The organism is Ensifer sp. BR816, assembly GCF_000378985.1.
GTDB lineage: Bacteria > Pseudomonadota > Alphaproteobacteria > Rhizobiales > Rhizobiaceae > Sinorhizobium.
This window is the reverse complement of record NZ_KB905370.1, coordinates 2,496,532-2,521,195: the sequence shown is the minus strand read 5'-3', so window position 1 is coordinate 2,521,195 and position 24,664 is coordinate 2,496,532. Positions and strand designations below refer to the sequence as shown.

The 24,664-nt window shown below is 61.7% G+C and carries 24 protein-coding genes and 4 pseudogenes; 13 read left to right on the top strand and 15 right to left on the bottom strand.

The annotated features are described in order from the left end of the window. The first annotated feature begins 11 nt into the window (after window positions 1-11). From RHIBR816_RS0112185 to RHIBR816_RS34020, 3 genes and pseudogenes are all read left to right on the top strand, one after another. Entirely contained in the window at window positions 12-1,334 is a 1,323-nt protein-coding gene (locus RHIBR816_RS0112185) for an MFS transporter (protein ID WP_018236824.1), read from the top strand. Beyond that, window positions 1,331-1,765 carry a YqaA family protein gene (locus RHIBR816_RS0112180; RefSeq protein WP_018236823.1) on the top strand — a complete coding sequence of 145 codons (435 nt, stop codon included), beginning with the start codon at window positions 1,331-1,333 and terminating at the stop codon, window positions 1,763-1,765. The genes RHIBR816_RS0112185 and RHIBR816_RS0112180 overlap by 4 nt, the downstream gene beginning before the upstream one ends. A gap of 4 nt (window positions 1,766-1,769) precedes the next feature. After that, window positions 1,770-2,491, top strand: a pseudogene (locus RHIBR816_RS34020) (nickel/cobalt transporter). Between the two features lie 49 nt (window positions 2,492-2,540). Here RHIBR816_RS34020 and RHIBR816_RS0112170 read toward each other — a convergent pair. Together RHIBR816_RS0112170 and RHIBR816_RS35270 are read right to left on the bottom strand one after the other, a co-directional pair. Further along, on the bottom strand, window positions 2,541-2,912 hold the full coding sequence (locus RHIBR816_RS0112170; protein ID WP_018236822.1) for a hypothetical protein: 372 nt from the start codon (window positions 2,910-2,912) through the stop codon (window positions 2,541-2,543). Between the two features lie 196 nt (window positions 2,913-3,108). Then, complete coding sequence (locus RHIBR816_RS35270) at window positions 3,109-3,795, bottom strand: TetR/AcrR family transcriptional regulator (RefSeq protein ID WP_198294141.1); 687 nt, start codon at window positions 3,793-3,795, stop codon at window positions 3,109-3,111. 77 nt (window positions 3,796-3,872) lie between these two features. On the opposite strand from RHIBR816_RS35270, the gene RHIBR816_RS35265 reads away from it, so the two are divergent. From RHIBR816_RS35265 to RHIBR816_RS0112145, 4 genes are all read left to right on the top strand, one after another. Beyond that, window positions 3,873-4,709 (top strand): class I SAM-dependent methyltransferase, encoded by an 837-nt coding sequence (locus tag RHIBR816_RS35265; RefSeq protein WP_157628159.1) that lies wholly within the window; start codon window positions 3,873-3,875, stop codon window positions 4,707-4,709. Between the two features lie 179 nt (window positions 4,710-4,888). Then, a complete protein-coding gene (locus tag RHIBR816_RS0112155) occupies window positions 4,889-5,710 on the top strand; it encodes a sulfurtransferase/chromate resistance protein (protein ID WP_018236819.1) in 822 nt (273 codons plus the stop codon). Further along, entirely contained in the window at window positions 5,703-7,118 is a 1,416-nt protein-coding gene (gene chrA, locus RHIBR816_RS0112150; protein WP_018236818.1) for a chromate efflux transporter, read from the top strand. Before RHIBR816_RS0112155 ends, chrA begins: the two co-directional genes overlap by 8 nt. Before the next feature lie 36 nt (window positions 7,119-7,154). Then, entirely contained in the window at window positions 7,155-8,369 is a 1,215-nt protein-coding gene (locus RHIBR816_RS0112145; RefSeq protein ID WP_018236817.1) for an MFS transporter, read from the top strand. Window positions 8,370-8,619: 250 nt separating this feature from the next. On the opposite strand, the gene RHIBR816_RS0112135 is transcribed toward RHIBR816_RS0112145, so the two are convergent. From RHIBR816_RS0112135 to RHIBR816_RS38370, 4 genes are all read right to left on the bottom strand, one after another. Continuing rightward, window positions 8,620-8,832, bottom strand: a complete 213-nt coding sequence (locus RHIBR816_RS0112135) for a hypothetical protein (protein WP_018236815.1) — start codon at window positions 8,830-8,832, stop codon at window positions 8,620-8,622. A gap of 142 nt (window positions 8,833-8,974) precedes the next feature. Further along, window positions 8,975-10,153 carry a hypothetical protein gene (locus RHIBR816_RS37940; protein WP_198294140.1) on the bottom strand — a complete coding sequence of 393 codons (1,179 nt, stop codon included), beginning with the start codon at window positions 10,151-10,153 and terminating at the stop codon, window positions 8,975-8,977. Further along, a complete protein-coding gene (locus tag RHIBR816_RS37935; RefSeq protein ID WP_198294139.1) occupies window positions 10,150-10,932 on the bottom strand; it encodes a hypothetical protein in 783 nt (260 codons plus the stop codon). Before RHIBR816_RS37935 ends, RHIBR816_RS37940 begins: the two co-directional genes overlap by 4 nt. Continuing rightward, window positions 10,926-11,405 carry a hypothetical protein gene (locus tag RHIBR816_RS38370; RefSeq protein WP_018236814.1) on the bottom strand — a complete coding sequence of 160 codons (480 nt, stop codon included), beginning with the start codon at window positions 11,403-11,405 and terminating at the stop codon, window positions 10,926-10,928. Before RHIBR816_RS38370 ends, RHIBR816_RS37935 begins: the two co-directional genes overlap by 7 nt. A 133-nt stretch (window positions 11,406-11,538) precedes the next feature. Here RHIBR816_RS38370 and RHIBR816_RS0112120 point away from each other — a divergent pair, with 133 nt between their 5' ends. Further along, the gene (locus RHIBR816_RS0112120; protein ID WP_018236813.1) at window positions 11,539-11,790 is read left to right on the top strand and encodes a WGR domain-containing protein; all 252 of its coding nucleotides are present in this window, start codon (window positions 11,539-11,541) and stop codon (window positions 11,788-11,790) included. A gap of 86 nt (window positions 11,791-11,876) precedes the next feature. Here RHIBR816_RS0112120 and RHIBR816_RS0112115 read toward each other — a convergent pair whose 3' ends face one another. From RHIBR816_RS0112115 to RHIBR816_RS0112100, 4 genes are all read right to left on the bottom strand, one after another. Then, the gene (locus RHIBR816_RS0112115; protein WP_026186907.1) at window positions 11,877-12,491 is read right to left on the bottom strand and encodes a hypothetical protein; all 615 of its coding nucleotides are present in this window, start codon (window positions 12,489-12,491) and stop codon (window positions 11,877-11,879) included. A gap of 250 nt (window positions 12,492-12,741) precedes the next feature. Continuing rightward, window positions 12,742-13,200, bottom strand: a complete 459-nt coding sequence (locus RHIBR816_RS0112110; RefSeq protein ID WP_018236811.1) for a transposase — start codon at window positions 13,198-13,200, stop codon at window positions 12,742-12,744. A 355-nt stretch (window positions 13,201-13,555) separates the two neighbouring features. Continuing rightward, the gene (locus RHIBR816_RS0112105; protein ID WP_026186906.1) at window positions 13,556-14,158 is read right to left on the bottom strand and encodes a hypothetical protein; all 603 of its coding nucleotides are present in this window, start codon (window positions 14,156-14,158) and stop codon (window positions 13,556-13,558) included. Window positions 14,159-14,267: 109 nt separating this feature from the next. Then, on the bottom strand, window positions 14,268-15,242 hold the full coding sequence (locus RHIBR816_RS0112100) for a 3'-5' exonuclease (RefSeq protein ID WP_026186905.1): 975 nt from the start codon (window positions 15,240-15,242) through the stop codon (window positions 14,268-14,270). A 229-nt stretch (window positions 15,243-15,471) separates the two neighbouring features. Here RHIBR816_RS0112100 and RHIBR816_RS35890 point away from each other — a divergent pair. Next, a pseudogene (locus RHIBR816_RS35890) lies at window positions 15,472-15,866 on the top strand (MucR family transcriptional regulator); the annotation flags it as partial. Window positions 15,867-15,964: 98 nt separating this feature from the next. Here RHIBR816_RS35890 and RHIBR816_RS0112095 read toward each other — a convergent pair. The 4 genes from RHIBR816_RS0112095 to aspA form a co-directional block, all read right to left on the bottom strand. Then, the gene (locus RHIBR816_RS0112095; RefSeq protein ID WP_018236808.1) at window positions 15,965-17,293 is read right to left on the bottom strand and encodes a sigma-54 dependent transcriptional regulator; all 1,329 of its coding nucleotides are present in this window, start codon (window positions 17,291-17,293) and stop codon (window positions 15,965-15,967) included. Continuing rightward, window positions 17,290-19,089, bottom strand: a complete 1,800-nt coding sequence (locus tag RHIBR816_RS0112090; protein ID WP_018236807.1) for an ATP-binding protein — start codon at window positions 19,087-19,089, stop codon at window positions 17,290-17,292. The genes RHIBR816_RS0112095 and RHIBR816_RS0112090 overlap by 4 nt, the downstream gene beginning before the upstream one ends. Before the next feature lie 137 nt (window positions 19,090-19,226). Continuing rightward, window positions 19,227-20,507: a dicarboxylate/amino acid:cation symporter gene (locus RHIBR816_RS33995; RefSeq protein WP_018236806.1), complete on the bottom strand. Its 1,281-nt coding sequence runs from the start codon at window positions 20,505-20,507 to the stop codon at window positions 19,227-19,229. Between the two features lie 62 nt (window positions 20,508-20,569). Next, the gene (gene aspA / locus RHIBR816_RS0112080) at window positions 20,570-21,988 is read right to left on the bottom strand and encodes an aspartate ammonia-lyase (RefSeq protein ID WP_026186904.1); all 1,419 of its coding nucleotides are present in this window, start codon (window positions 21,986-21,988) and stop codon (window positions 20,570-20,572) included. Between the two features lie 442 nt (window positions 21,989-22,430). On the opposite strand from aspA, the pseudogene RHIBR816_RS0112070 reads away from it, so the two are divergent. The 4 genes and pseudogenes from RHIBR816_RS0112070 to RHIBR816_RS35885 form a co-directional block, all read left to right on the top strand. Beyond that, window positions 22,431-22,844 (top strand): annotated as a pseudogene (locus tag RHIBR816_RS0112070) (GSU2403 family nucleotidyltransferase fold protein); the annotation flags it as partial. Between the two features lie 153 nt (window positions 22,845-22,997). Further along, window positions 22,998-23,279, top strand: a complete 282-nt coding sequence (locus RHIBR816_RS0112065) for a type II toxin-antitoxin system RelE/ParE family toxin (protein WP_026186903.1) — start codon at window positions 22,998-23,000, stop codon at window positions 23,277-23,279. A gap of 27 nt (window positions 23,280-23,306) precedes the next feature. Then, window positions 23,307-23,606 (top strand): HigA family addiction module antitoxin, encoded by a 300-nt coding sequence (locus RHIBR816_RS0112060; RefSeq protein WP_026186902.1) that lies wholly within the window; start codon window positions 23,307-23,309, stop codon window positions 23,604-23,606. A 124-nt stretch (window positions 23,607-23,730) separates the two neighbouring features. Further along, a pseudogene (locus RHIBR816_RS35885) lies at window positions 23,731-23,889 on the top strand (IS6 family transposase); the annotation flags it as partial. On the opposite strand, the gene RHIBR816_RS0112055 reads toward RHIBR816_RS35885, so the two are convergent. Further along, window positions 23,867-24,646, bottom strand: coding sequence for an ImuA family protein (locus RHIBR816_RS0112055; RefSeq protein WP_018236800.1), 780 nt, complete (start codon window positions 24,644-24,646; stop codon window positions 23,867-23,869). The pseudogene RHIBR816_RS35885 and the gene RHIBR816_RS0112055 overlap by 23 nt on opposite strands. Window positions 24,647-24,664 lie beyond the last annotated feature (18 nt).

Here is a 24,664-nt window from a genome sequence, read left to right as displayed (position 1 = left end):
CTGGGCCTGTCATGCTGCAAGTTCTTGGCAACCGCACGTACCGCCACCTCTTCCTGGCCCAGGTGATCGCACTAGTCGGAACCGGCCTCGCCACCGTCGCGCTCGGGCTTCTCGCCTACGATCTGGCGGGGGCCGAGGCCGGGGCGGTGCTCGGCACGGCGCTCGCCATCAAGATGATCGCCTATGTCGGCATCGCGCCCGTCGCCGCTGCCTTCGCCGAACGGCTTCCCCGCCGCGCGATGCTGGTCTGCCTCGATCTCGTGCGCGCCGCGGTGGCGCTGCTGCTGCCGTTCGTCAGCGAGGTCTGGCAGGTCTATGTGCTGATCTTCATGCTGCAGTCGGCGTCGGCCGCCTTCACGCCGACCTTCCAGGCGACCATTCCCGACGTCCTGCCAGACGAAAAGCAATACACCCGCGCCCTGTCGCTCTCGCGCCTTGCCTATGATCTCGAGAGCGTCGCAAGTCCGATGCTGGCCGCCGCCCTGCTGACCGTTGTCAGCTTCCATAGCCTTTTCGCCGGCACCGTGATCGGCTTCCTCGCTTCGGCAGCCCTGGTCGTCTCGGTCGCGCTGCCGAGCCCGAAGGCGGCGGAGCGGCGCGGCATCTATGACCGGACGACGCGGGGCCTGCGCATTTATCTCGCCACGCCGCGGCTGCGCGGCCTGCTCGCGCTCAGCCTCGCGGTCTCGGCGGCCGGATCGATGGTCATCGTCAACACCGTGGTGCTCGTCCAGGCGGATTTCGGGCTCACCCAGCGCGCGACGGCCATCGCCCTTGCGGCCTTCGGCGGTGGCTCGATGATCGCGGCGCTGCTGCTGCCACGCCTGCTCGACAAAACGCCGGACCGGACCGCCATGCTGGCGGGTGCCGCGGTGCTCGTCGCCGCTCTGTTCGTCGGCGTGTTCGTGCCTAGCTTCGCGCTGCTGCTGCCGCTGTGGGTGGCGATCGGCCTCGGCTATTCGCTGACGCAGACGCCATCCGGCCGGCTCCTGCGCCGGTCGTCCCATCCGGAAGACCGGCCGGCGCTTTTTGCGGCTCAATTCGCGCTGTCGCATGCCTGCTGGCTGATCACCTATCCGCTCGCTGGATGGCTTGGCGCCAGGATCGGCCTGCCGGCGACCTTCGCCACCCTCGGCGTGATCGCCGCAGCGGCGATCTTCGTCGCGACACGCCTGTGGCCGGCGCATGATCCCGACGAGATCGAGCACGTTCACGAAGAGCTTGCCGGGGACCATCCCCACCTCGTCGGCGCGGCGCGTGTCGGTAACGGCCACAAGCATAGCCATGTCTACGTGATCGACAGCCACCATCCCGACTGGCCCGCCGAACGATGAGCGACCTCGCCGCATACGCGGGGCTGTTCACGGTGGCGCTTGCCGCCGCCACGATCCTGCCGATGCAGTCGGAGGCGGCGTTGGCGGGCCTGCTGGTCGCCGGCTACTCGCCATGGCTGCTCATCACCGTGGCGAGCCTCGGCAATGTGCTCGGCTCAGTGGTGAACTGGCTGATCGGCCGCGGCATCGAGCGTTTCCGGAATCAGCGCTGGTTTCCGGCAAGCGGAGCCGGGCTGGAGCGCGCTCAACGGTGGTATCACCGTTATGGCAAGTGGTCGCTGCTCCTGAGCTGGTTGCCGATCATTGGCGACCCGCTCACCGTCGCCGCAGGGGTCATGAAAGAGCCACTAACGCACTTTGTGCTGCTGGTGGCGATCGCCAAGATAACACGCTATCTGGCCGTGGCGGGCGTCGCACTGAACTGGGCATGAGGCTTTGCTGCAGACGATCGTAGACATACAGCGGGACATCTATCTCGCCTTCGCCGAGCACATCAAAACCTTCGCGAATGGCGGCGGCTGGACGGCCTTTCTCGCCTTCCTCCCCATGGGCATCGTCTTTGGCGCGGTGCATGCGCTGACGCCTGGCCACAGCAAGGCGGTGCTGGCGACCTATCTGACCGGATCGTCGGCAGGCATGACCCGCGGTCTCACGGTGTCGATCGCTCTGTCGGTTACGCACGTCACCATGGCCGTGCTGATCGCGCTGTTCTCGCTGCCGCTGGTCTCGGTCATGCTCGGCAGCGCCGGTTCGGCCCCACTGCTCGAGGACGTGAGCCGCGGCCTGCTCGGTGTGATAGGAGCCTGGATGCTCTGGAGCGCCCTGTTCCGCCCGCCGCATTTCCACGGCGAGGGGGAGCACGTCGCTGTCGGCTTCATGGCGGGGCTGATCCCCTGTCCCCTGACATTGTTCGTCATGTGACCTTCGCCATGTCGCGCGGTGTACCCGAGGCCGGCATCATGTTCGCTATCGTGATGATGACCGGGGTGGCGCTGACACTCTCCAGCGTCGCGCTGGCGACGGTGTTCTTCCGGACGCGGATCGAGAGGCTGCTTGCCACCAGGCATAATCTCCTCGCGAGGGCATCGAAAACGGTCGAGGCCATCGCTGGAGTCATCCTCGTCGCGGTGGCAATTCACGAGATTTTCATGCGGTGACATGGGCGGTCGCCCTGCCGCCGAGGCCCAAATGGCGGCCCAGGAAACGTCACTCTTGTGAGCGGCGGAATTTCGCGCCCCAGTCCAGAAGCTCCTGCTTCGTACGTGCGACGCCGGCCGCGCAATCGCTGAGACTTGGGTGAAGCCTCTGAGGTGCCGTCTCAACGCTGGCAGCCATTTTTGCCACGGTCGCCATGGCGACGTCGGTCGGCACTCCGGTTAGACGGACGGAATTTTCAGCCGCGACGAGCGCGTCCTTGTAGCGCGAAAGACCGGTGAGGTTGCGGCAGACGTACGTCTGCTCCATATGCCGGAACGACGCTCGCATCAGCCCGTTCACGGCCTCCTGATAGGGATCCGCCAAAGCTGGGATAGCGGGCGCTAAGACGGCCAATACCGCCATGATGCTGGTCAAATTCATGTCGCCGCCCCCGGTGCTCTATGACTTGGAATATCGGATGAACCGAATTCCGAATATGCGACTTAATAATGTCAAAGCGCCATCGGTGTGCACTCCATAGCCTCGCCGATCTTTGGGCAACTCCCTTATCGGCCATTTTTCCCGACTCCCTGATGCTTTTCCGCTCACTTCGATGGCCGCTTGCGAGCATGGCGGTTTAGCTGCCGCCATCGTCACGGGCGGCGAGAGCCGTGCCTACCCCATCGAAGGCCAATTTCTGGAACATCCGGTCGACCTCTTGCGGAGGCAGTCTTCCATCTCCGTCAAGCCACCAGTGCATGACCTCGAAGAACGCGCCGGTAACGAAGCGCGTGGCGATCTCAAGCCTCACCCGATCTTTGCCACCATCAGCGATGCCCACCAGTTCGCGGCGTATTTGCCCGCTGACCCAGTCGCGGATCTCTTGCGGTATTTCGCGCTTTGCCCCGCCCATCAGCCCCCGATGCATCTCCCGCGTTGCATAAGCATGCGCAAATGCCGGCCCGCTGAAGGAGAAGCTCTCAAAGTCTCGCATCGAATGACGCTCGGCACCGCCCGCCTGCAGGCTCTTCATGTGCTCGTCGATCGTAGCCTTTCTCAGGCATTCCTTGTCGGGATAATGCGTGTAGAAGGTCGAGCGTCCGACATCGGCTTCCCTGCAGATGTCCTCGACGGTGACCGCTCCATATTCTTTTTCGGCAGTCAGCTTGAGCAGCGCCTGTTGCAGGCGGCTGCGGGTTCGGGCGACGCGGCGATCGATCGATCCGGCGGCCACTGAAGGCGTCCTTTTTTGGTCACAAGACACCCACCTGTCCAGTATTGGGCGCTGTGGTGCGATGCGGCCAGTAAAACCAATACTGGACACGCCGTCCAGTATCTTATGCTGCCGCGGACAATTCGAAGCTGGCAGGAGACGATGTAATGCACAACGGATTTTTCGAGATGTTTCATGGACGGCGTCCGCTGTGGGCGGTCGTTGCCATCAAGCTAACGCTCGTGATCGCGGCGCTTGCACTGCTGGGGCAGGCACATGCGATCCTCTCCCTGGGAGTTCCTGTTCTGCTGCTTCATGTCGGCGCACTCGCCGTCATCGCCGTCTTGGTGATTTGGCCCCGCGCTCACCGTTCTCTGACCGCCACCACCGAAACATCGACTACCGGAGCGGCGAAGACGCCGCACATTGGCATCCTGCTCCACTCCGCCGCCCTCTACGACATCCTGGCCTGGTTTCTGACCTACGGTCGCGAGCGCGCCTTCCGCGAAAAGATGCTGAAGTTCGCGAACCTGAAGCCGGGAGAAGCGGTCCTCGATATCGGCTGCGGCACGGGCACCGTGGCGCTGCTTGCCAAGCAGAAGGTCGGACCGGCGGGGCGCGTGGACGGGGTCGATGCGTCAGCCGAGATGGTCGCGCGCGCCACGGCAAAGGCGCATCGAGCGGCGCTTAGCGTCAGCTTCACGACTGCAACCGCCCAGCAACTGCCGTACGAGGACGGGGTATTCGACGTCGTCCTCAGCACGCTGATGTTGCATCATCTGCCGAAGGCAGGCCGCGCGGAATTCGGCAGAGAAGCCTTGCGGGTGCTGAAGCCGGGCGGCCGTGTGCTGATCGTTGACTTCGCAAAGCCGGCGCGCCGGAAGCGCTTTTTCCGCTTCCACCGGCACGGCCACGTCGATCTGGATAAGGTCGCGACCGATCTCAGCCAGCACGGCTTCAGGATCGCCGAGCAAGGTGACGTCGGAGCCAAAGGGCTTCGCTACCTGATTGCGCAACCGGCTTGAAGAGCGCGGTCCGTAAACGCGCTCGCCCCTTCGTCAAATTCACGTGCTGACGGACCGATCGATCCGCCTTGACAGCGCCGGTCAAAGCGAGCAAAAAATCGCGCATGGGGTTGCGATCACCCCACGAGGCGACAGCCGAAGCATCGCGTCCATTCAACCGCTCACCCGGAGGACGCGCCATGTCGTCACTTCTTGAAATTTCTCCTGACAAACTCGCCCGCCTGATCGGCACCCCGAAATGCCCCGCGCTCATCGACGTCCGCATTGACGAGGACTTCGAGGTGGACCCGCGCCTGGTGCCGGGATCGGTCCGGCGCGACTATCGCAACGCGCAGGACTGGGCTGCGGAGATCGATAGCGACTCCGCCGTCGTCATCTGCCATCGCGGCAAGAAGCTCAGCTATGGCGTTGCCGCCTGGCTGCGCAACTATGGCATAGCCGCCGACGTGCTTGATGGCGGCTTCGAAGCCTGGGAGGAGCGCGGACATCCGGCCGTGCCCGTCTCCGCGATACCGGAGCGGGACGCCAGCGGGCGCACAATATGGGTGACGCGAGCGCGGCCGAAGATCGACCGGATCGCCTGCCCGTGGTTGATCCGCCGCTTCGTCGACCCGCGGGCGGTCTTCCTGTACGTGTCGCCTTCCGAGGTCGAAACGGTCGGCGAGCGTTTCGCCGCCACTCCCTTCGACATTGATGCTGCCGTCCGCTGGAGTCATAGGGGCGAGCTTTGTACCTTCGACGTCATGGTCGAGGAATTCGGCCTTGCGACGGAACCGCTGCGGCGGCTCGCGACCATCGTACGAGGCGCTGATACCGCCCGCCTCGACCTCGCCCCAGAAGCGCCGGGCCTGCTCGCGGCATCGCTCGGCCTGTCGCGGATGTATGCCGACGACCTCGAACAGCTCGAGGCAGGGATGCTGCTCTATGACGCCTTCTACCGCTGGTGCCGCGATGCCACCGAGGAAACGCATAACTGGCCGTCGCCGAAAAAGGATGCCTGAGATGACCGAGATCGCCGACAAGGCCGCGCCGGATGCGGCCCGGCAGCCCTACAGCCACGGCATCCCGTTCAGCGAAGGCGTCCGCGTCTGGCTGAGGGTGGCGGCCTTGAGCTTCGGCGGCCCGGCCGGGCAGATCGCAGTGATGCATCGCATTCTCGTCGACGAGAAGCGCTGGATCGGCGAGCACCGTTTCCTGCATGCATTGAACTACTGCATGCTGCTGCCCGGACCGGAAGCGCAGCAGCTCGCCGTCTATATCGGCTGGCTCCTGCACCGAACCGCCGGCGGCCTCGTCGCCGGCACGCTCTTCGTGCTGCCGGGTTTCCTCGCGATTCTAGGGCTGAGTTACGTCTACGCCGCCTTCGGCAATGTCACGGTCGTCGAAGGCCTGTTCTTCGGCCTGAAGGCAGCGGTGCTCGCCGTCGTCGTCCAGGCGGTCTTCCGCATCGGCGGCAAGGCGCTCAAGAACCGGCTGATGATCGGCATTGCCGCGGCGGCCTTCATCGCCATCTTTTTCTTCCGCGTGCCGTTTCCGTTGATCGTCCTCGCCGCGGGTATCATTGGCTATATCGGCGGCCGTTCCGGTTCGCCGCTCTTCCGGATCGGCGGCGGCCACAAGGCCGGGACCGGTCCGATCCTCAAGGACGAGGATTCGATCCTTGGTGAAGAGACGCCGATCCATGCCCGCCCGAACCTCGCCTGGTCGCTGCGGGTGTCGGCGGTGTTCCTGGCGCTCTGGCTCGTGCCGCTGGCGCTCATCACGGCCTTCCTCGGCGTCGACAACGTCTTCACCCAGATCGGCATGTTCTTCAGCAAGATGGCGGTCGTCACCTTCGGCGGAGCCTATGCGGTGCTTGCCTATGTCGCCCAGGAGGCAGTCCAGCATTACGGCTGGCTGAAACCCGGCGAGATGCTGGACGGTCTCGGCATGGCCGAGACGACGCCAGGCCCGCTGATCATGGTGGTCCAGTTCGTCGGCTTCATGGGAGCCTATCGCGATCCCGGATCGCTGAACCCGATGACCGCGGCGACGCTCGCGGCGATCCTCACGACCTGGGTGACCTTTGTCCCCTGCTTCCTCTGGATCTTCCTCGGCGCGCCCTTCATCGAGCGGCTGCGCAACAACGTGGCGCTCACCGGCGCGATGTCGGCAATCACCGCCGCTGTCGTCGGGGTGATCCTCAACCTCGCTGTCTGGTTCGGCCTGCACACGCTGTTTTCCGAGGTCGTAACCTTGAACCTTGGCCGGTTCTCGCTCGACGTGCCCGTGCTGAGCTCCCTGGTTCTGCCGTCGCTGGTGCTGACCGTGGCAGCAGGGCTTGCAATCTTCCGGTTCCGCGCGTCGGTCATCGCGACGCTGCTGGCCTGCGCCGTCGCCGGCATGATCTGGACGCTGATGATGTCGTAACCGCTAATGAAGCCCAGCGCAGGAGGGCGCCGCGCGATGGAAGTCGTGAGATCCGTGCGAAGCACGCATCCGGCAACATACCTTTTCGGAGCCCGCGCCTTACGCGACTTCGGCGACGGCTTCGTCGCGATCCTGTTGCCGGTCTATCTGCTCGCTCTCGGATTCTCGCCGCTGCAGGTCGGCGTCATTGCGACGGCATCGCTCTTCGGCTCTGCGCTGTTGACGATTGCCGTCGGCTTCCTCGGCGCGCGCCACGATCTTCGCTGGTTGCTTCTGGCCGCCGCCAGCCTGATGACGGCCACGGGCGTCGCCATGTCCCTGGTACACGATTACTGGCTGCTGCTGGTCGTCGCCTTTGCCGGCACGATCAACCCCTCGGCCGGCAGCGTCAGTGTCTTCGTGCCGCTCGAGCACGCGGCGCTCACCCGCGAAGTGAGCGATGCGACGCGAACGATGATGTTTGCGCGCTACAGCCTCGTCGGGGCGCTCGCAAGCGCCGCCGGCGCGCTTGCGAGCGCGTTGCCGGATTTCTCATCCGCGATCGGGCTCGACAGACTGACCGCAATCAAGCTGATGTTCGTGCTCTACGCGCTTGTCGGCATTGCCGGCGGCCTTCTCTATGTCCGCATACCAAAGCGCCTCGTCGGCCACGAGACCGCCAAGACTGGCGCGCTCGGTCCCTCGCGTGGCATCGTTCTGAAGCTGGCAGCCCTGTTCAGCCTCGACGCCTTCGCCGGCGGCTTCGTCGTCCAGTCGCTGCTCGCTCTGTGGCTATTCGAGCGGTTCGATCTGTCGCTCGCGCAAGCTGGGGTGTTCTTCTTCTGGGCGGGCGTGCTGTCGGCGTTCTCGTTTCCTGTCGCCGCATGGCTGTCGCGGCGCATCGGGCTGATCAACACGATGGTGTTCACCCACATCCCGTCGAGCATTGCCCTTCTGCTGGCGGCATTCGCACCCAGCTTGCCCCTGGCGCTTGCCCTGCTGCTCATCCGGTCGGCGCTCTCGCAGATGGATGTGCCGACGCGCTCTTCCTATGTGATGGCGGTCGTCACGGAGGCGGAGCGGGCTGCGGCCGCGAGCTTCACTTCCGTGCCGCGCAGTCTGGCGGCGGCGGTGAGCCCCGCCCTTGCAGGTGCTCTTTTTGCCGCATCCCATCGTTCTTCGCCGCTCATCATCTGTGCTGCGCTGAAGATCGTCTATGATCTTCTGTTGTTGCTGCAGTTCCGGCAGCTCAAGCCACCTGAGGAACGGTAGACCATTCGATGGTCGATACCGTGGCACTCATGGCCCAAACGAGCGATCGTTTTGGCCATTAGTAAGAGTTCGACTGGATCAGATGGACTTCCGCCTTGGGTAAAGTTCACTCGAGGGCGATGAACGTCTGCAGTGCCGGTAATGCCGACCTTCAATACTTCGCGAGCGAATTGCTGGTTTCCACCCAAAGCAGTCAGGTGGACGATAAGATCGGCGCGATTGACGCCGATCTCGAAAAAAGAAGTGAGCTTTAGAAGGGCCAGAAACCGGCAAGATAGGATGCGGTATCATTCAGCCAAATCATCGTGTCGCGATACCAGGCCATAGCCGAGTCATAGACGACCTGGACGACGCCTAAAAACATCACAAACACGATAATTACACCCAAGAACTTCCCGAATCCTTCGTCGCCTTTTGGGTCGTTGCTCTGGATGACGTATTGTTGGCGGTTATCGTTCAGCATATCCCTTTAACTTTCGCGGTCGTCGCGGTCGCCTTCCCTCTGTTCGATCTGTTCACGCTCCAGCTCCTCGAGTCGAGGAATATGCTGTTGTGCGGGATCTGTCCGTGTCGTTTCTCCGCTACGCTGTGCGGCTTCCCTATCCTTATTTAGACGATCTTGCAGGCGATTTGTAGCATCGACCGTCGATGCAAGCTCGTGAGCCTGGCCCGTCTCGTTGTCGCTCGGCTGCCGATCTTCCTCGTCTGCCCGCAAACCGCGCTGTTGTTCGTCGGCAGTGTCGACTGCTCGGCGCCTTCGCTTCCTCCGGACGATCCGATATGTTTTCCGACTGATCGATCGCGCGTTGCAAATCAGGGTCTTGCTCGGCAACTTCTCGAATGTAGCTGTTACCTTCGATAGCCAATTGCGCAGCTCGCTCAATTGCCTGATTGAGACCGTTCTGGAATCTTTCCTTGCGGTCCGCCGAAAACTCGCCGACCTCGATCCGATCAAGTCCCTCTCGGTAGTGCTCGATTTCGATCATGGCCACGTTGCCGGCCTCAACAACAGCCTCGCCGTGCTTGGCGACCGCAGCGTCCCACTCGTCGTTGGCCGGATCACGCGGCTCGCTGCGAGGCGCTTCGCCACTTTGCTCCGCCAATGCCTCCTTGCGCCGCTCGTAGAGGTCCACCAGCTCACGCTTCTGATTGACGAAATCGCGGGCGAGGCCGGCTATCTCGTCAAAGTCCGCCCGATCGTCTGCCGAGACCGACCGCTCCAACTTGAACAAGGCCGTCTCGACCTTCTTCTCGTAGGTCTCAAACTCTGCTCGTGACATTTCGCGCAATTCCTGACCCTCCAAAACCATCTCCTGCAATGTAGCCAAATTGATGCGGAAGTTCGATCCAAAATCCGCGCGAATGACAGTTCCACTCGTCTCCGTTTGTGCAGTCGAAAGCCCGGATTCTAAGTATTCTCGATGCTGCGCGGCATAGGCCGCGACTTGGCGGTCGGCACCCGCAAGGGCGACCCTCTGCCAGGTTTCCTGCGCCTTTATGATGTACTGCCGGCTCCGATCGCTCTTCGCGACCGTGCGTCGGCCGCTACGCTTGGCGTCGTATCGCGCCTGCGCAGCCTCGCTCGTCCCGACATGCTCTGTGCGGCCTTCGCGGCTCACCGGCCGGACCTGAGTGCGCGTGAATGCCGGCGGGCTGGCAAACTCGCGCCGGTCGGTCATTTCCATCTCAATGCCCTGCTCCCGCGCCTTCTCTGCCATGACGGATCGCCATTCGCGAAACACGGCAGGTGTCGTCTCGATGCGATCACCGAAATCCGATTTCATCGCCACGATCGCATGGGCATGCACATGCGGACGCTTCCCCCCTCCCCTGCCTCTTTGGGGTCACTCGCCGGATCGTGCATAGCGAAGACGTACCGATGCCCAGCAAACTGATGCGCCAGGAAGTCGCGAACCGCACCTTCGAACGCGGCAACGTCGGTTCCGGCCCGAGCCGACATGATGACGTGCATTACGTCGCGGCTCTTGCGACTGTGGAGCTCGCCACGCCATTCCTTCTGCACCAGATCGCCCGCGACCTTCTCATCCGCTATCGACTGGCCGCGATCATCGCGAACGTCGTCATGCCGATCGACCAGCCCACGCAAGCGGCTGGTGCCGAACTCGACGCCATTTCCGTAGCCATGAAAGGAGAACTTCGCCGCAGCCACGCCGGCGGCCGCGCTGGCGTCGTATCGGCCCTGGATGATGCCGGCCGCCTTCACGTCGCCCGTTAGCCGCTCCCCCTGCCCGCTTCGCAATACGACAAGCCCCCGAACGGTCACGGAGCCGGGGTCATTTTTCGCGACCACATAGGCATACCGCCGGTCGCCAAAGCCGCTCGTCAGAGTGCTCCTCACCTGCTCGTGCAATGCCTCGTCCGATGCAAAGCCGGACCCCGCGATTTCGACGGAAAAGCTCCCAATGTCGCGGCTTTCGGCGCGGTTCTGAAAAAGGTGGTCCCAACCGCCACGGATGCGCGCCAATTCCTCCCGCCCCTCGAGGATCCTGCCGCTTTCATTCTCGACCTTCAGCTCGCCGCCACGGGACACATAATTCAGCATCGCACCGACCCGAGCACCGCCGCCATATGACGCCATTTTAACGACTGCCGGCTGGCTTCCCTTTGCGACGGCTGCAAGCCGTGTCTCCATCGGCCGGTTTGCTGCCGTCGCTGGCTTCGCCTGCGCTCGAGGAGCCCCCTCCCCTTCGATGCGGATCCATGAACACCCGAAGCGCCGCCCGAGCCGCCGCCACCTGCAGCGCCGAGCTGAGCCAACTGCTTCAGGCGCCTCCGCATCTCTTCTATACGCATGTCTTCGAGCAGAGCCGCCATGACCAGCCGGTCATCGCTGGTCAACATCGGCCGAACCCCCGCCCCCTCCAGAAGCAGCGACCGGAAAAAGCTGGACACCGTCATGTCGGCGTCCTCGGCGGCCTTCTCGATCGCCGCATGTTCGTGACCCGTAACGCGGACATGCACAGTGCGTTCTTTCTTTGTCGGCTCCAGAGGAGCATTGAATTTCACGTCATCCATTTGGCCGTTGGCCCCCTACTGGCGCTTGCGTCAGATGATCGAGGGCTCGTCCCTCGATTGCAGGATCGATCAGCGGTGATCGATTCATAAATGTCATTGGACGGCGAATCCTGGAGCGGCCAAGCTCGCGGGCATGACCCAGCACTGGTTCCGCCTGTATGTTCAGCGAATTGACGCGACGAAGAACATGGCGCGCTTTTACATGATGTCGATCGAACCGGATCTCTTCGGCGGCGCTTCGCTCGTCCGCCATTGGGGCCGGATCGGAACTCGCGGCAAACAGCGCGTTGATCTATTCAAGGATGAGCGTCAGGCGATCGGGCACTTCCTTGTCTTGGCTCGCCGGAAGCGAGCGCGCGGTTACAGGCCGCAACCGGGCTGTTGATCTCGATATGGCCCGGCCCGCGCGCCGTTATCCGCGAAACTCGCGCCTCAGCGGAATCTTCGCAAAGACGCTATGGTTCGACCGCGCTATTCGGCATCAAATCGCTCAAGCATCTTCTTGAGCCGAAGGTTCTGTGCACGAAGCTGATCAGCCAGCAACCTCTTGAGCCGCTTGTTGTCTGCGTCAAGGGCGGCAAGTTCGTCGAGAGAGATCAGATTGTCGACAGCCCCCTTCGGCGCCCTTAGATCCTGGTGCTCACCCGTCGAATTGCGTGCGATCGTCTGAGCGGGGGCACGCTTGACGCGTTTACGCGCGGTGCTCGGTGGCGCCGGTCGGATCTGCAAGCGCGGGTCACTTTTCTGCACCTGCGCGACAGCCTCGGCGGCCAGAGGGTCGGCCTCAGACCGCTTCGGCGTTTCAAGCTCTGCGCTGTCGGTCGATGGTGTCGCTGCTCGAGCAATTTCGACAGCGTCTGCGGTTTCGCCGGCAGACTCTGCAGTGATCGGATCAGAGGGCATTGCTTCACTCGAGCCAGGTGTTCCGGGTGCTTCATGCTCAGTGAACAGATGTGGGGTTTTCTGTTGAATTTCGCGGGCCAGAGCCTTTAGGTCTGTATCTCCCCAAATCGAGTTCGTCCGCGCCGCTGACTGTCGTCGCCCCGATTTGAATTCAACAACGAAGCTCCGTGGCGGCGTCTTCATCTACTTCTCAATCCTAAGCAAATTGTGAGAGCAACGCCGACCGGCGCCATTGCATTCTGCTGGCGCACCAATACAGCCCTTCCCCGCGTGCTTCAACTCATCGCCAACGCGGAGCTGGCGTGCTTCACCTGGAAAGAGCGGGCGGACAGCAGGGACTTTGGTTTGCGCCCCAATGTCAGCTGGGGCAAGCTCAAGCATCTGGCGTAACACGGAGGCGCAAAAAACGTCGCCCTGCGCTTCCCGGTCCCGATTACTTCAGACCGAGCCTCTTGCGCAGGTCGGCATTTTCCGCCCGCAACTTCTCCGCCAGTTGTTTGCGGAGCCTCTGGTTTTCCTCTTCAAGCTGGACAAGATCTGCCAACTCATCGGCCAGAACGGGTTTGGTGCCCCTCGTGACCTTTTTTTCCAGGGGCTTGGCAGCACCTTTCCACTGATAGTACGTCTGCTCCGATATGCCGGCGCTCTTGATCGCGTCCTTGAGCGTGCTGCCTCCGGTAACTTGCGTCTCGATCAGCTTGAGCTTGTCGTTTCTCTCTTCTTCGCTATACCTCCTGGGTCTAGCGGCCGACGCCTTGGATGCAGCTTGCACCGGTTCGGCAGCCGCTTTCGGACGCCGTGGCGACCTTTGCTTCTTAGCCGTTGGTGCTTTCCCTTCTGCGTCCTTCGCTACAGTCGAAGCAACTGGTCCTGTGTTACTCTCGTCAGCCATCAGCAATCCCTCCTCTGGTGATTGCCTGTTTTCGGCTGAGTGCACCACAGAGTCAACACAACCATTAGCGTCCTGCTTTACGGATAGTTGATGTTGGGCTTGTGCCTGAAGCATGACAATCGTCGGCGGGTGAAAGCGAACGCGCCAAGAGTATTCGCCGTAACGGCTCAGGACAGCCCCGCGACAATACTTCAGCCCAGATCGTCGCAAAGCCCTGCTTGATAAGCCCTGATCAGTTTGGCGGCGAGGTCGCGTGCTTAGCAGGCTCTCGAACTCAATCAATAGTATGGCGGCCAGCGTTTTGCCGCCGAGCAAGGATGACGCAAGCGCGCACCTATCGGGAGGGTCGCCTAGATCAGGAACCTTCAAATCGCTCGAGCATCTTTTTAAGCTGAGCGTTTTGCAGATGAAGCCTTTGGGCTAGTTCGATTCTCAGCGTTTTGATTTCTTCGTCGAGTATTGCCACTTCATGGAAGAACAAATCCCGTGAAGACGGGGGTTGCACGCTTCGACGGTCCTTTGCGGCGGCAGCGCTCTGCACAGCCAGGTCGGCTTTGGCTCTCTTGCCGCGTTTTCGATGCTTCTTTCGCGGTTTTCTTTGCGACCTTGTGTTCGTGCTTTTCGGCGCCAAGGAAGTCACTTCTGCATCCGAATTGTCAGTTTCAAGGCGCGCAGGTGTTTGAGCCTCTTCAGCATAGATCGGCGGGGTTAGTGCCGGCGCGACATCGTCGTCGCCTTTCGCCTGATCGGATGCGACCGGCCCTTGATCAATCGAGACGTCCTCATTGTGACCAGTTGGGCTGGCAGAAACCGCCGAATTGGGCGGAATTGCAGACGTATTCTCCACTTCGCTCTCGAGCGCCTTGGGATCGGTGTCATTCCGAATCGAACTCTGATGCGCTTTCGCCGACGGTCGCCGTGAGGTCAATTGGGCGAGGAATTTCCACGGTGCTTTCATAGTGTTCCAACCTCGAGCCAGCCGAACTGGGGTACACCGCTGACCTCATGATGAAGTTCGGCTTTCCACAACAACCGGCGTCCGAGCCTGGGCGGCAAAGCCATCCCCATCAAGCCTTATATCGATCAAACGCCGTCAGTCTTTTGATCGGTGGGTCGGCCTCTTCCCACCGGTAGATCTCCGACCTCAGGAAAGCGAGCTCCGCGGCGAGCTCCTCCTCATTGATTTCGGTCCACCAGGATTTCGGACGGCCGTCACTGCCATCCGACCAGCGGTATCCCCGAGCCTTCAGATGATTTTTCATGTCGAAGGGGCTGTGCTCGGCGAAGATGCGCACGCGCGAGCGTTGGCTTGTCTCGAGCAGTTCCGCAAAAGCGCTTGGCTCCGTTACCCCGCCGGCGCCGGCGAGCACCTCGAACAGAGCAAAACAATCGTCGACGGCCCGATGACCATCGTGGAAGTATCCGCTCTGGCCAATCAGATAGCCGAGCTTGGTACCCTCGAAACCGCGCGTCGCCCAATCGACTTCCTTGACGGAACAGGCCCATGCCTTGCCGGCGAACATGCTGGAGAATGCCTCGCAGAACGGCCGATCGAAACCGGCATTGTGGGCGATGACGAGATCGGCCGGGTCGACCAGGGCTCCAAGCAGCCCGACATCGATCATCTGCCCTGCAACCATCTTGTCGGAAATCCCTGTGAGGCGGGTGATTTCAGGGGGGATCGGGACAGTCGGCTGCCGCAGGCCGCCGTAGACACCGGTGACGTCGCCGATATGGCCCTCGTCGTTAAAGGTGAAGGCAACTGCGCCTATTTCGATGATCTCGTCCTTGTTGTGGTCAAGACCCGTTGTCTCGGTATCAATGATTACTCCATGGCGAGGAAATCCCGGCCGCGGCTTGTCGACGATCTGGCGGGCGACAAGCTTGCGCAGCACGCGATAGCTGCCGCTCTCCTCCAGTAGCCGGGCCATGCTCTCGTCATCGAGGTGCCTCGGCTCGCGCAGCCTCAAGGGCCGTCGCAGCTTCACAACGACATCATCGACCTCACGCGGCGAGGGAAACATGTCTAGCTGAGATGCCATGGGCCTCCATTGTCCTCGGGCTTCGGCGCACTAGCAGAGCGCGGATCATGCGTCAGGATAGAAAGCGATCCAGACGCTGGCAACGCATGCAGCCAGCAGAACGGGACACACAAGCCAAAATGCCCAGAAATTTGTCAAAAAACGACGACGCCGTCCGCCTTCCTTCCGGCCGAAATACCTGCTCGTTGAGCGAACCCGTCTGAGCGGCAGGCGAACAAAGGTGGCGATGTTGAGCGAATCACGTCCGAGCAATTTGGAGCGAAAGCTGGAGCTGACAAGCCGGATCGTCGCGGCCTATCTGAGCCGCAACGCCGTTTCTGCCAGCGATTTGTCCAGCCTTATCCAGCAGACGTATTCCTCGCTGAGCGGCACATCTCCGCCACATCAAACTTAGACGGCCGTTGAAGAACAGCGCGCCCCGCCGTGCCGATTAAGAAGTCGGTGACGGTCGATTTCCTCATCTGCCTGGAGGATGGCAAAAAGTTCAAATCCTGAGGCGCCAACCGATGGTAAAGTACGGCCTCACTCCAGAGCAAATCGTGAGAAGTGGGGCTCCCAGCCGGCTACCCCATGATTGCTCCTAACTATGCTCGGCATCGGTCTACCGGGCTGGGCAAGAGACGGCTAGAGCACGATCCAAAGCCGGCACTCCCTCGCAAGAGGATAGGCTTGGGAAACCACCGCTATGTCCTCTTATGCGCGTTTCGGTGGCCGTTCGTCAGTCACGCCAAGCCGTATTTGCGGATCTTGTCGTGCAGGGTCGCCTTCGGTACGAGCAATTCCTCGCTGACGCGAGCCAGGCTGTTGCCGTTGCGGCTAAGAGCGTCGGCTATAAGGGCGCGTTCAAACTCTTCGACATATCTTGCCAAGGGCCGAGAGGGGGTGTTCGTCGCCTCGCGGAATGGCGGGAAGCCCGCTGCTATGCCCAGCACGCAGCGTTCAGCGACATTGCGCAGCTCTCGGACGTTGCCGGGCCAATGGTGGGCGAACAATCGCTGGGTTCGCTCGACGTCGGGCGCGAGCTCGCCTCGCTCGTGGCGGGATGCCGCCTCCAGGGCAAACTGCTCGAACAGGAGGCCAATGTCCTCGCGCCGTTCGCGCAACGGCGGCAATGGCAGCATCGCCACGTTCAGACGATAGTATAGGTCCGGCCGGAACCCTCCTTTTTCGGCAAGCGCTGCCAGGTCGACCTTGGTCGCCGCGATGACACGGCAGTCGACGGGGATCGGGCTGTTCGATCCAAGGCGCTCGAGCGTGCGCTCTTGCAGGACCCGAAGCAGTTTGACCTGCATGGCCATCGGCATGCTTTCGATCTCGTCGAGAAATAGCGTCCCGCCGTTGGCGTGCTCGATCTTGCCTATCCGCCGTTTGGCGGCACCGGTGAAGGCACCAGGCTCATGGCCAAATATTTCGCTGTCGAACAGGTTTTCCGGCACACCGCCGCAATTGATGGCGACGAAATTACCGCTGCGTCTCGGACTGGCCTCATGCAGGCATCGCGCCACAAGCTCCTTGCCTGTTCCAGTTTCGCCCTGGATCAACACATCCGCCGCGCTGTTGCCAAGCTCGCCGATGAGGTGGCGCACCCGCTCTATGGCGAGTGAACGACCGATGATGCGAGCCGCGGTCGATTGTTGGCCCAAAAGCTTGGCGCGCAGTTCGCGCACCTCGAGCGTCAGCCTGCGTTTCTCAAGTGCCCGGCGCACGACCTCGACGAAATAATCGGGGGAGAAAGGCTTCTCGATGAAGTCGTGCGCTCCGTCTTTCATCGCCTGAACCGCCAGCGAAACATCGCCATGCCCGGTCATCAACACCACCGGCAGGTCGCGATCCTGCTGGAAGAGATCGTGCATGAGCGCCATGCCGTCATCGCCCGGCAGGCGGATATCGGTGAGGACGATGCCTGGATAGTCGGCGGAAACGAGCCGTCGTGCCTTCTCGGCGCTTTCCACCGCTTCGACATCCATGCCTTCGAGCTCGAGTGTCTGTTGGCACCCGAGGCGGACATTCGGCTCGTCCTCGACGATTAGGACCTTGAGGTTGTCGCTCATGGTGTATCTCCGATACCGGTTGCGGGAAGAGCGACGGTGAAAACGGCGCCGCCCTGGGGATGGTTCGCGCCGGTCAGCGTTCCACCGAAATGATGCACGATTTCCGACGAAATGGCCAAGCCGAGCCCAAGGCCCCTGTTGCTTTCCTTGGTCGTGAAGAACGGCTCGAAGAGGTGTTCGCGCACATGCTCGGGCAGGCCCGGCCCGTTGTCATGGACGTCGATGACGACGCGCGTGTCCTCGCGCCGGCCGCAAAGGCGGAGCGTCGGTGACGCGGTGCCCTCGATCGCGTCCAGTGCGTTGGCAATGAGGTTGACCATGACCTGCTCCAGGCGGTTGGCATCGCAGAGTGCTATCACTTCATCCGCCTCAATCTCGGTAGACACGGCCACGCCCGCGCGGCGCAGGCCCTGGTCGAGCAGGAACAGCGCGTTGTCGACCGCGCGTCGCACGTCGACCGCACCCACCGTGCCCGGGGATTTGCGGGCGAAGGACTTGAGCTGGTTGGTGAGCGTGCCCAACCCGTCGACGATGCTGCCGATGCGATCGAGATTGCTTTCGGCGGTCGCGACATCGCCGCGCCTAAGAAATTTGACCGCGTTGCCGGAGAGCGTGCGCAGCGCCGCCAGAGGCTGGTTTATCTCATGGGCAAGGCCGGCGGAAATCTGACCGATCGTGGCCAGCTTGGCGGCATGGACGAGCTCGTCCTGGGCGGCACGCAACGTCCGTGTCCGTTCCTCCACCTTGCGCTCCAGTTCGTCGTGCGCGCGCTGCAGCGCCTCGCGTGCCCGCAACCTGTCGCGCAGATGCCGCCGCCGTTGGTCGAGCAGCACCAGCACGATGCCAACGAAGGCGCTGGCGGTTGCGGCAAGCGCTGCACGAGTCCAGGCGATGGTGCCGATTTCGCCGGCGGGGGAGAGCACCGTCAGCGACCAGCCGGTCTCGGCCATCGGGGCGGTCTGCGCCAGAAAATTGCCCGACAGCTTGGAACCGCCGTCCACCTCCGCCGATGGCGCGAGCCGCACGAGGGCGGCAGTTTCACCGAGAGCCTCCTCATGCCGCAGGCCGAGTGAGGGAAGCGGGCGAGCATTGTATTGCAGGCCGCGCTCGAGCCGCCGGCGTTCTGCATCCGGCAGCGGGCGCAGCGTGGTGAATTTCCAAGATGGGACGGATGCAAGGATGACGACGCCGTTCTGGTCCGTGACGATGACGGGCACCTCGACGGTCGCCCACGACTGTTCCAACTGTTCGAGGCTGACCTTGACCACAGCCACGCCAACGACCCCGCCATTCGCGAGCAAGGGCGAGGAAAGATAGTAGCCAGGCTCGCCAACGGTAGTGCCTATACCGAAAAGCCGTCCGGGCCGGCCCCGTATGGAATCGTTGAAATAGGAGCGATAGGACAGGTCTTCGCCGATGAAGCTGTCCGGCCGGTTCCAGTTGCTGGCGGCGACCACATGTCCTTGCCGGTCGAGCAGGTAGATCGAGAGCGTACCCGCCCGCTGGTTCAGCTGCTCAAGATAGCGGTTGACGGTGTCGGTGAGCGGTTTTCCGTGTGCGATCAGGTCGATTACGTCTCTCTCCAGCCCGAGAGTGGCGGGGAAATAGGCGTATTTGTCGATCTGCCTGTTCAGGCTGGTGGCGTAGAGCTCGAGCCGCTGCGTTCCCGTTCTTTGCAGTTCGGCAAGCCCCAGGTTCTCGCTGATGCGAAAGCCCGCAATGCCGACGGCAAGCGCCATGGCGACTAGACCGGGAAGCAGCAAACCGTATTTGCGAATGAGAGAGGCGATCGACATGGGAATGAATGGAAGCGGATGCGCACGCCGCAGCAGTGTTGTTGACCCGGTTCCCTACCACATCCGATGAGACCGAGCGAGCATGCGGTGATCTGCCCGCCTTCTCAGCGGCGGGCAGATCTTTGTTGGGCGCCGGCCTATTCAGCCGCAACCAGTCCTTCGCGCGTGCGCTCTTCCGCTTCGTCAGGAATGTCGAGCGCGTTTTCCCACTTGGCAACGACCGTGGTGGCGATCGCATTGCCGAGCACGTTGGTGGCGGTTCGCCCCATGTCGAGGAAATGGTCGATACCCATGATTAAAAGCACCCCTGCCTCCGGCAGGTTGAACATCGGCAGCACGGCGGCAACGACGACCAGCGCGGAGCGCGGCACACCGGCGATGCCCTTGCTCGAAACCATGAGCACGAGCAGCATGACGATCTGCTGCTCCATGGTGAGCGGCAAGCCATAAGCCTGGGAGATGAACAAGGCGGCAAAGGCCGTATAGATCATCGATCCGTCCAGGTTGAACGAATAGCCGAGCGGCAGGACGAAACCGATGACGCGCTCCTTGGCGCCGAAGTCTTCCAGCTTCTCCATCACGCGCGGGTAGGCCGCTTCGCTGGAGGCGGTGGAAAAGCCGACGAGCATCGGCTGGCGCACTTCCCGGACCAGACGGAATACGCTTGTCCCGAGCACGAGGAAACCGGCGCCGATCAGCACGGCCCAGAGCACGACGAGCGTCGCGTAGAAGCTGCCGACGAACTTGCCGTAGACCATCAGGATCCCTAGGCCTTGGACGGTGACGACATTGGCGACGGCGGCAAAGACGCCGACCGGTGCGAAGCGCATCACGTAATCTGTCACCTTCAGCATGACCGGGACTGCGCCTTCGATCACTTCGATGAGGGCGCGCGCCTTCGTGTCCTTCAGACTACCGAGCGCAAGACCAAAGAACACCGAGAAGACGAGGATCTGCAAGATCTCGTTGTTCGCCATCGCCTCGAAGATGTTGCGCGGGAAGACGTGGGTGATGAAGTCCTTGAGATTGAGCGACGTCGTCTTCAATTCGGCCGAGGCCGATACATCGGGCAGCGGCACGCCGACATTGGCGCCGGGTTGGAAAAGGTTCGCAAAGACGAGGCCAATCGCCAGCGACGCGAGCGAGGCCATCAGGAACCAGCCGAGCGCCTTGCCGCCGATGCGCCCGACGGTGCGGGCGTCCCCCATGCCGGCCATGCCGGCAACGAGGGTCGTGAAAATCAAGGGCGCGATGATCATCTTGATCAGCCGCAGGAAAATGTCGGTCACCATCGCGAAATAGCCGGCGATGTCTTTCGCCGCAGCCGGGCTGCCCGACAGCACGTTGCAGCCATAGCCGACGATGACGCCCAGGATCATTGCGATGATGATCCAGGTCGTTTGCTTGTTTATCTTCATGATAGTCTCCTTCCTCCCCCGCCGGATTCATCCGGCGGTTTTTGATCAACAATCTGGATGGTTTAGCTGCGCGCCATGATCGGGCGCGGCTTGGTAAGCGACTCGGGGTGCAAGGCCTCGGCTAGCGCTTCGGGCGTCATCAGCCCACGCGCCTCCACCAGTTCGGCGACGCCCCTTCCGGTGCGGTGCGCTTCCGCTGCGACTTCGGTGGCATTGGCATAACCGATGATGGGATTGAGTGCGGTGACGATGCCGATCGAGCCCAGCACGCTCGCCTCCAGGCGCTCGCGGTTCGCAGTGATGCCATCAACACATTTGTCGGCAAGAATCAGGCACCCCCGGCTGAGGTGGCCGATGCTCTTGAACAGGCTGTGGGCGATGACCGGCTCGAAGGCGTTGAGCTGCAGCTGGCCCGCTTCGGCGGCGAAGGTCACCGTCAGATCGTTGCCGATCACCTCGAAGGCGATCTGGTTGACGAGTTCCGGGATCACCGGATTGACCTTGCCGGGCATGATCGACGAGCCGGCCTGGCGGGGCGGCAGGTTGATTTCGCCGAAACCCGCCCGCGGGCCGCTGGAGAGCAGGCGAAGGTCGTTGCAAACCTTGGACAGCTTGACCGCGACGCGCTTCAAGACGCCCGAAAGCTGGACGAAGCTGCCGCAATCCTGCGTAGCTTCAATGAGATTGGGCGCAGTGATGACTGGTACGCCGCTGATCTCCGAAAGCAGCCGGCAAACCAGCGGCGCGTATTCGGGATGGGCGGTGATGCCGGTGCCGATCGCCGTTGCGCCGAGGTTGATCTCGCGGATCAGCAAGGCAGCCTCGCGCAGCCGCTGTTCGTCTTCGGCCAGCATTACCGCATAGGTGGAGAATTCCTGCCCCAGCGTCATCGGCACCGCGTCCTGCAGCTGGGTCCGCCCCATTTTGAGGATGTCGTGGAATTCGTCCGCCTTGCGCTCGAAGGCTGCCCGGAGATGGGCCATGGCATCGATCAAACGGAAAATGCCGGTATAGGTCGCAAGCTTCAGCGCCGTCGGATAGACGTCGTTGGTGGACTGGCCAAGGTTGACATGTTCGTTCGGGTGCAGGTGCCGGTATTCGCCACGGACGTGGCCCAGAAGCTCCAGCGCCCGGTTGGCGATCACCTCGTTGGCATTCATGTTGGTGGAAGTACCGGCGCCTCCCTGGATGACGTCCACGACGAATTGGTTATTGAGCGCACCGCCTGCGATTTCCCGGCAGGCGGCAACAATCGCCCCGGCCCGTTCGGCGTCGAGCTGCCCCAGTTGCAGATTGGCTCGCGCGGCGGCCATCTTGATTTGCGCGAGGGCACGGATCAGGTCCTGATAGTGGGAAATCGGAATGCCTGTCACGGCGAAGTTTTCAACGGCGCGCAGGGTGTGAACACCGTAGTATGCGTCCATGGGGACCTCTCGGTCCCCAAGCAGGTCGTGTTCAATACGGCTCAAGGCAACAGTCATTTTGGGCTTGCTCCTCTCCATCCACCCGCTGTTGAGCGGGCTATTGGCTGAAGAGAGCAACACGCGTGCCAATTGGAACAGGCGCGAGAGCCGCCGCTAAGCCATTGAAGTAGAAGTACCTTTGTTTGCCCTGCCGTACGGCTGTATTCGGTTTTCCGGATAGAAGAGGGGCAAGCGCGTTAGGAAATCCGAATAAGCCTCCGGCCAGTTTGGCCGACCATGTCGCTATGCTCGAGGCTGGAATTCAATTCGACTTGGTCAAGGTCGCTCTCGAGCTCGGTGAACAGATGTGGGGTATTTCTGTTGAACTTCGCGTGCCAGAGCCTTGACGTTGGCTGACTTGACAAAAACAGAGAAGTTACAATGTTTTTCACATACACATTATAACGGACGTGGTTATAATGTTTTTACAATTACATTATAACCGAGGCTGGCGAGGACGATGAGAGATATCGATCTTGTATTCCGCACGATGTTCGCGGAACTCGTCCAGCAGACATTGGACGCGCAATGGCAGTCGGATTTTCCACTCGAGGGGCGCTTCGTCATGGTTCCCGTGAAGGGCAAAAACTATTTCTATTTCGACATCCCAACTCCCGAGGGCAAGGACAAGCGGAGCTATGTTGGCCCCGCTGCTGATCCGGAGATCGAAGCGCGTGTCAGGCGACATCGCGAGATCAAGGGCAACATCAGGGAGCGGCGACGTTTGGTTTCCACGCTTCTTCGCTCGGGCGGCATGCAGGGTCCCGATCGCTTCGCTGGCGATGTCACCAAGGCGCTCGCGGATGCGGGTTTCTTTCGCCTACGTGGCGTTCTCGTCGGATCGGTCGCCTATGGCTGCTATTCGGGCGTGATCGCCAATCCCTCGCCTTGAACAGAATTGAACCGAAGATCGTCCATTTTCGGATGGCGTAAAAAGGCCCGCGATTGCGAATCTGTATCGGTCCATGATACATATTGGTTGACTTTCATCAGTATCACCATATGATACAAGCATGAAGAGCCAGACGTGATCAGGTCATTTAAGGACGCCAAAACCGAAGCCGTTGCGCGCGGCAAAGCACCAAAAGGCTTTCCTTCAGACATCATAAGGTCGGCCGTTCGTAAATTGACGATCCTGAACAGTGCTGCCGCTCTCGACGACCTGCGTTCCCCTCCGGGAAATCGACTTGAAGCGCTGAAGGGCGATAGAGAAGGCCAACACTCGATCCGGATCAATGATCAATGGCGCATATGCTTTGTATGGACAGATGCCGGTATCGAAGACGTCGAAATAGTTGACTACCATTAAACGCCAGCGTGGCACAGGGAGCTTGAGATGACCCATACCCTTCCGCCGGTCCATCCGGGCGAAATCCTCCGCGAGGAGTACCTACGTCCCCTTAACATGAGCGCTGGTGCCCTGGCGAAAAAGCTCAATGTTCCTCGCACCCGCATCGAACGTATAGCGGCGGAGCAAACACCGATCACGACGGATACCGCTTTACGCCTCGCCAAATATTTCCGCACAACGCCGGAGTTTTGGATGAACATGCAGACCAGCTTCAACCTCAAGACAGAGGAAAGAGCACTTCATCGCGAACTGGAGTTGATCCCGGAAATCGATAGAGCTGCATAGCCTGACCCTGTGGCACATTCCAGTCGATACATTATGCGATCCAAAACGCACAAATCGCGAACAAGCACAGCGCAGGGCACTGTAACGTTAACTGGCGGTCGATTTCCGCCTGCGATGAATGGGCATGAGGAACATTGCCCGTAATCGACTTTATCGCCGCCACCGATTTCCCGCTAATGTGATTGCCCATGCGGTTTGGCTGTATTTCCGATTTCCCCTCAGCCTGCGAATGGTTGAAGACCTGCTAGCAGCCCGTGGCATCACCGTCTCACATCAGACGATCCGTCTGAGCGGGATCGGCGCGCCTGATCCGGTCGGTCGGCAGTGTCGGAAGAAAGACAGATACGACCCTGGCCTTCGCATGCTCCGATAATGAATTCTCCTCCCTCGCCCGCCCTGACCCGCATGAGTTCTGCCAGCCATCGCGCCCGACCGACACCCGGGACGGGAAGCGGCTCGGACGGCAGCACCGAAATCCGCCAGCGCGTTGCCGCGGCCGTCGGCATGCCGAAATCGGAGGCTTCCGTCTGGCGCCGCCAGCGGCGGATCACCAGGCCCAATGTCCCGGATTTTTCCGCCGCAAGCTGCAGCCGGCGCGAGGCCGTCATCGGCAGGGGCACCAGTTCGGCAACGACGGCGCCGAGGCCGCCATAGCGCAAAGCCTCTTCGAAGCTTGTGAGCACCGTCTCTTCCCTATCGCACTCGACGAAGATGACACGGTCGGGATGAAGCCCGACCTGGGCGAGTGCGGGAAAGAACAGATCGAAGCGGGTGAGGCACCAGACCACATTGCCAGTGGTCCGGGCCGCGATGCCTCCGATGAAGAGCGCCGCCGCCGCGCCGTCGATCGCGCCGTTTCCACCGCCGGCAACTTCATGCAGGGCGCCATAGGCCAGGCCGCCTCCCGGCAACTGCCCGTCGATCTCGCCAACCCCGAACGGCAGGACGCTGCGACGGCGCGAGCCCGGGCCTTCCAGGCTGGCGATTTTCTCGCGCAACGCGTCGAGAACGGCATTTGAAGTGGCGACGGCTGCGGTCATGATCTCCTTTACGGCAAC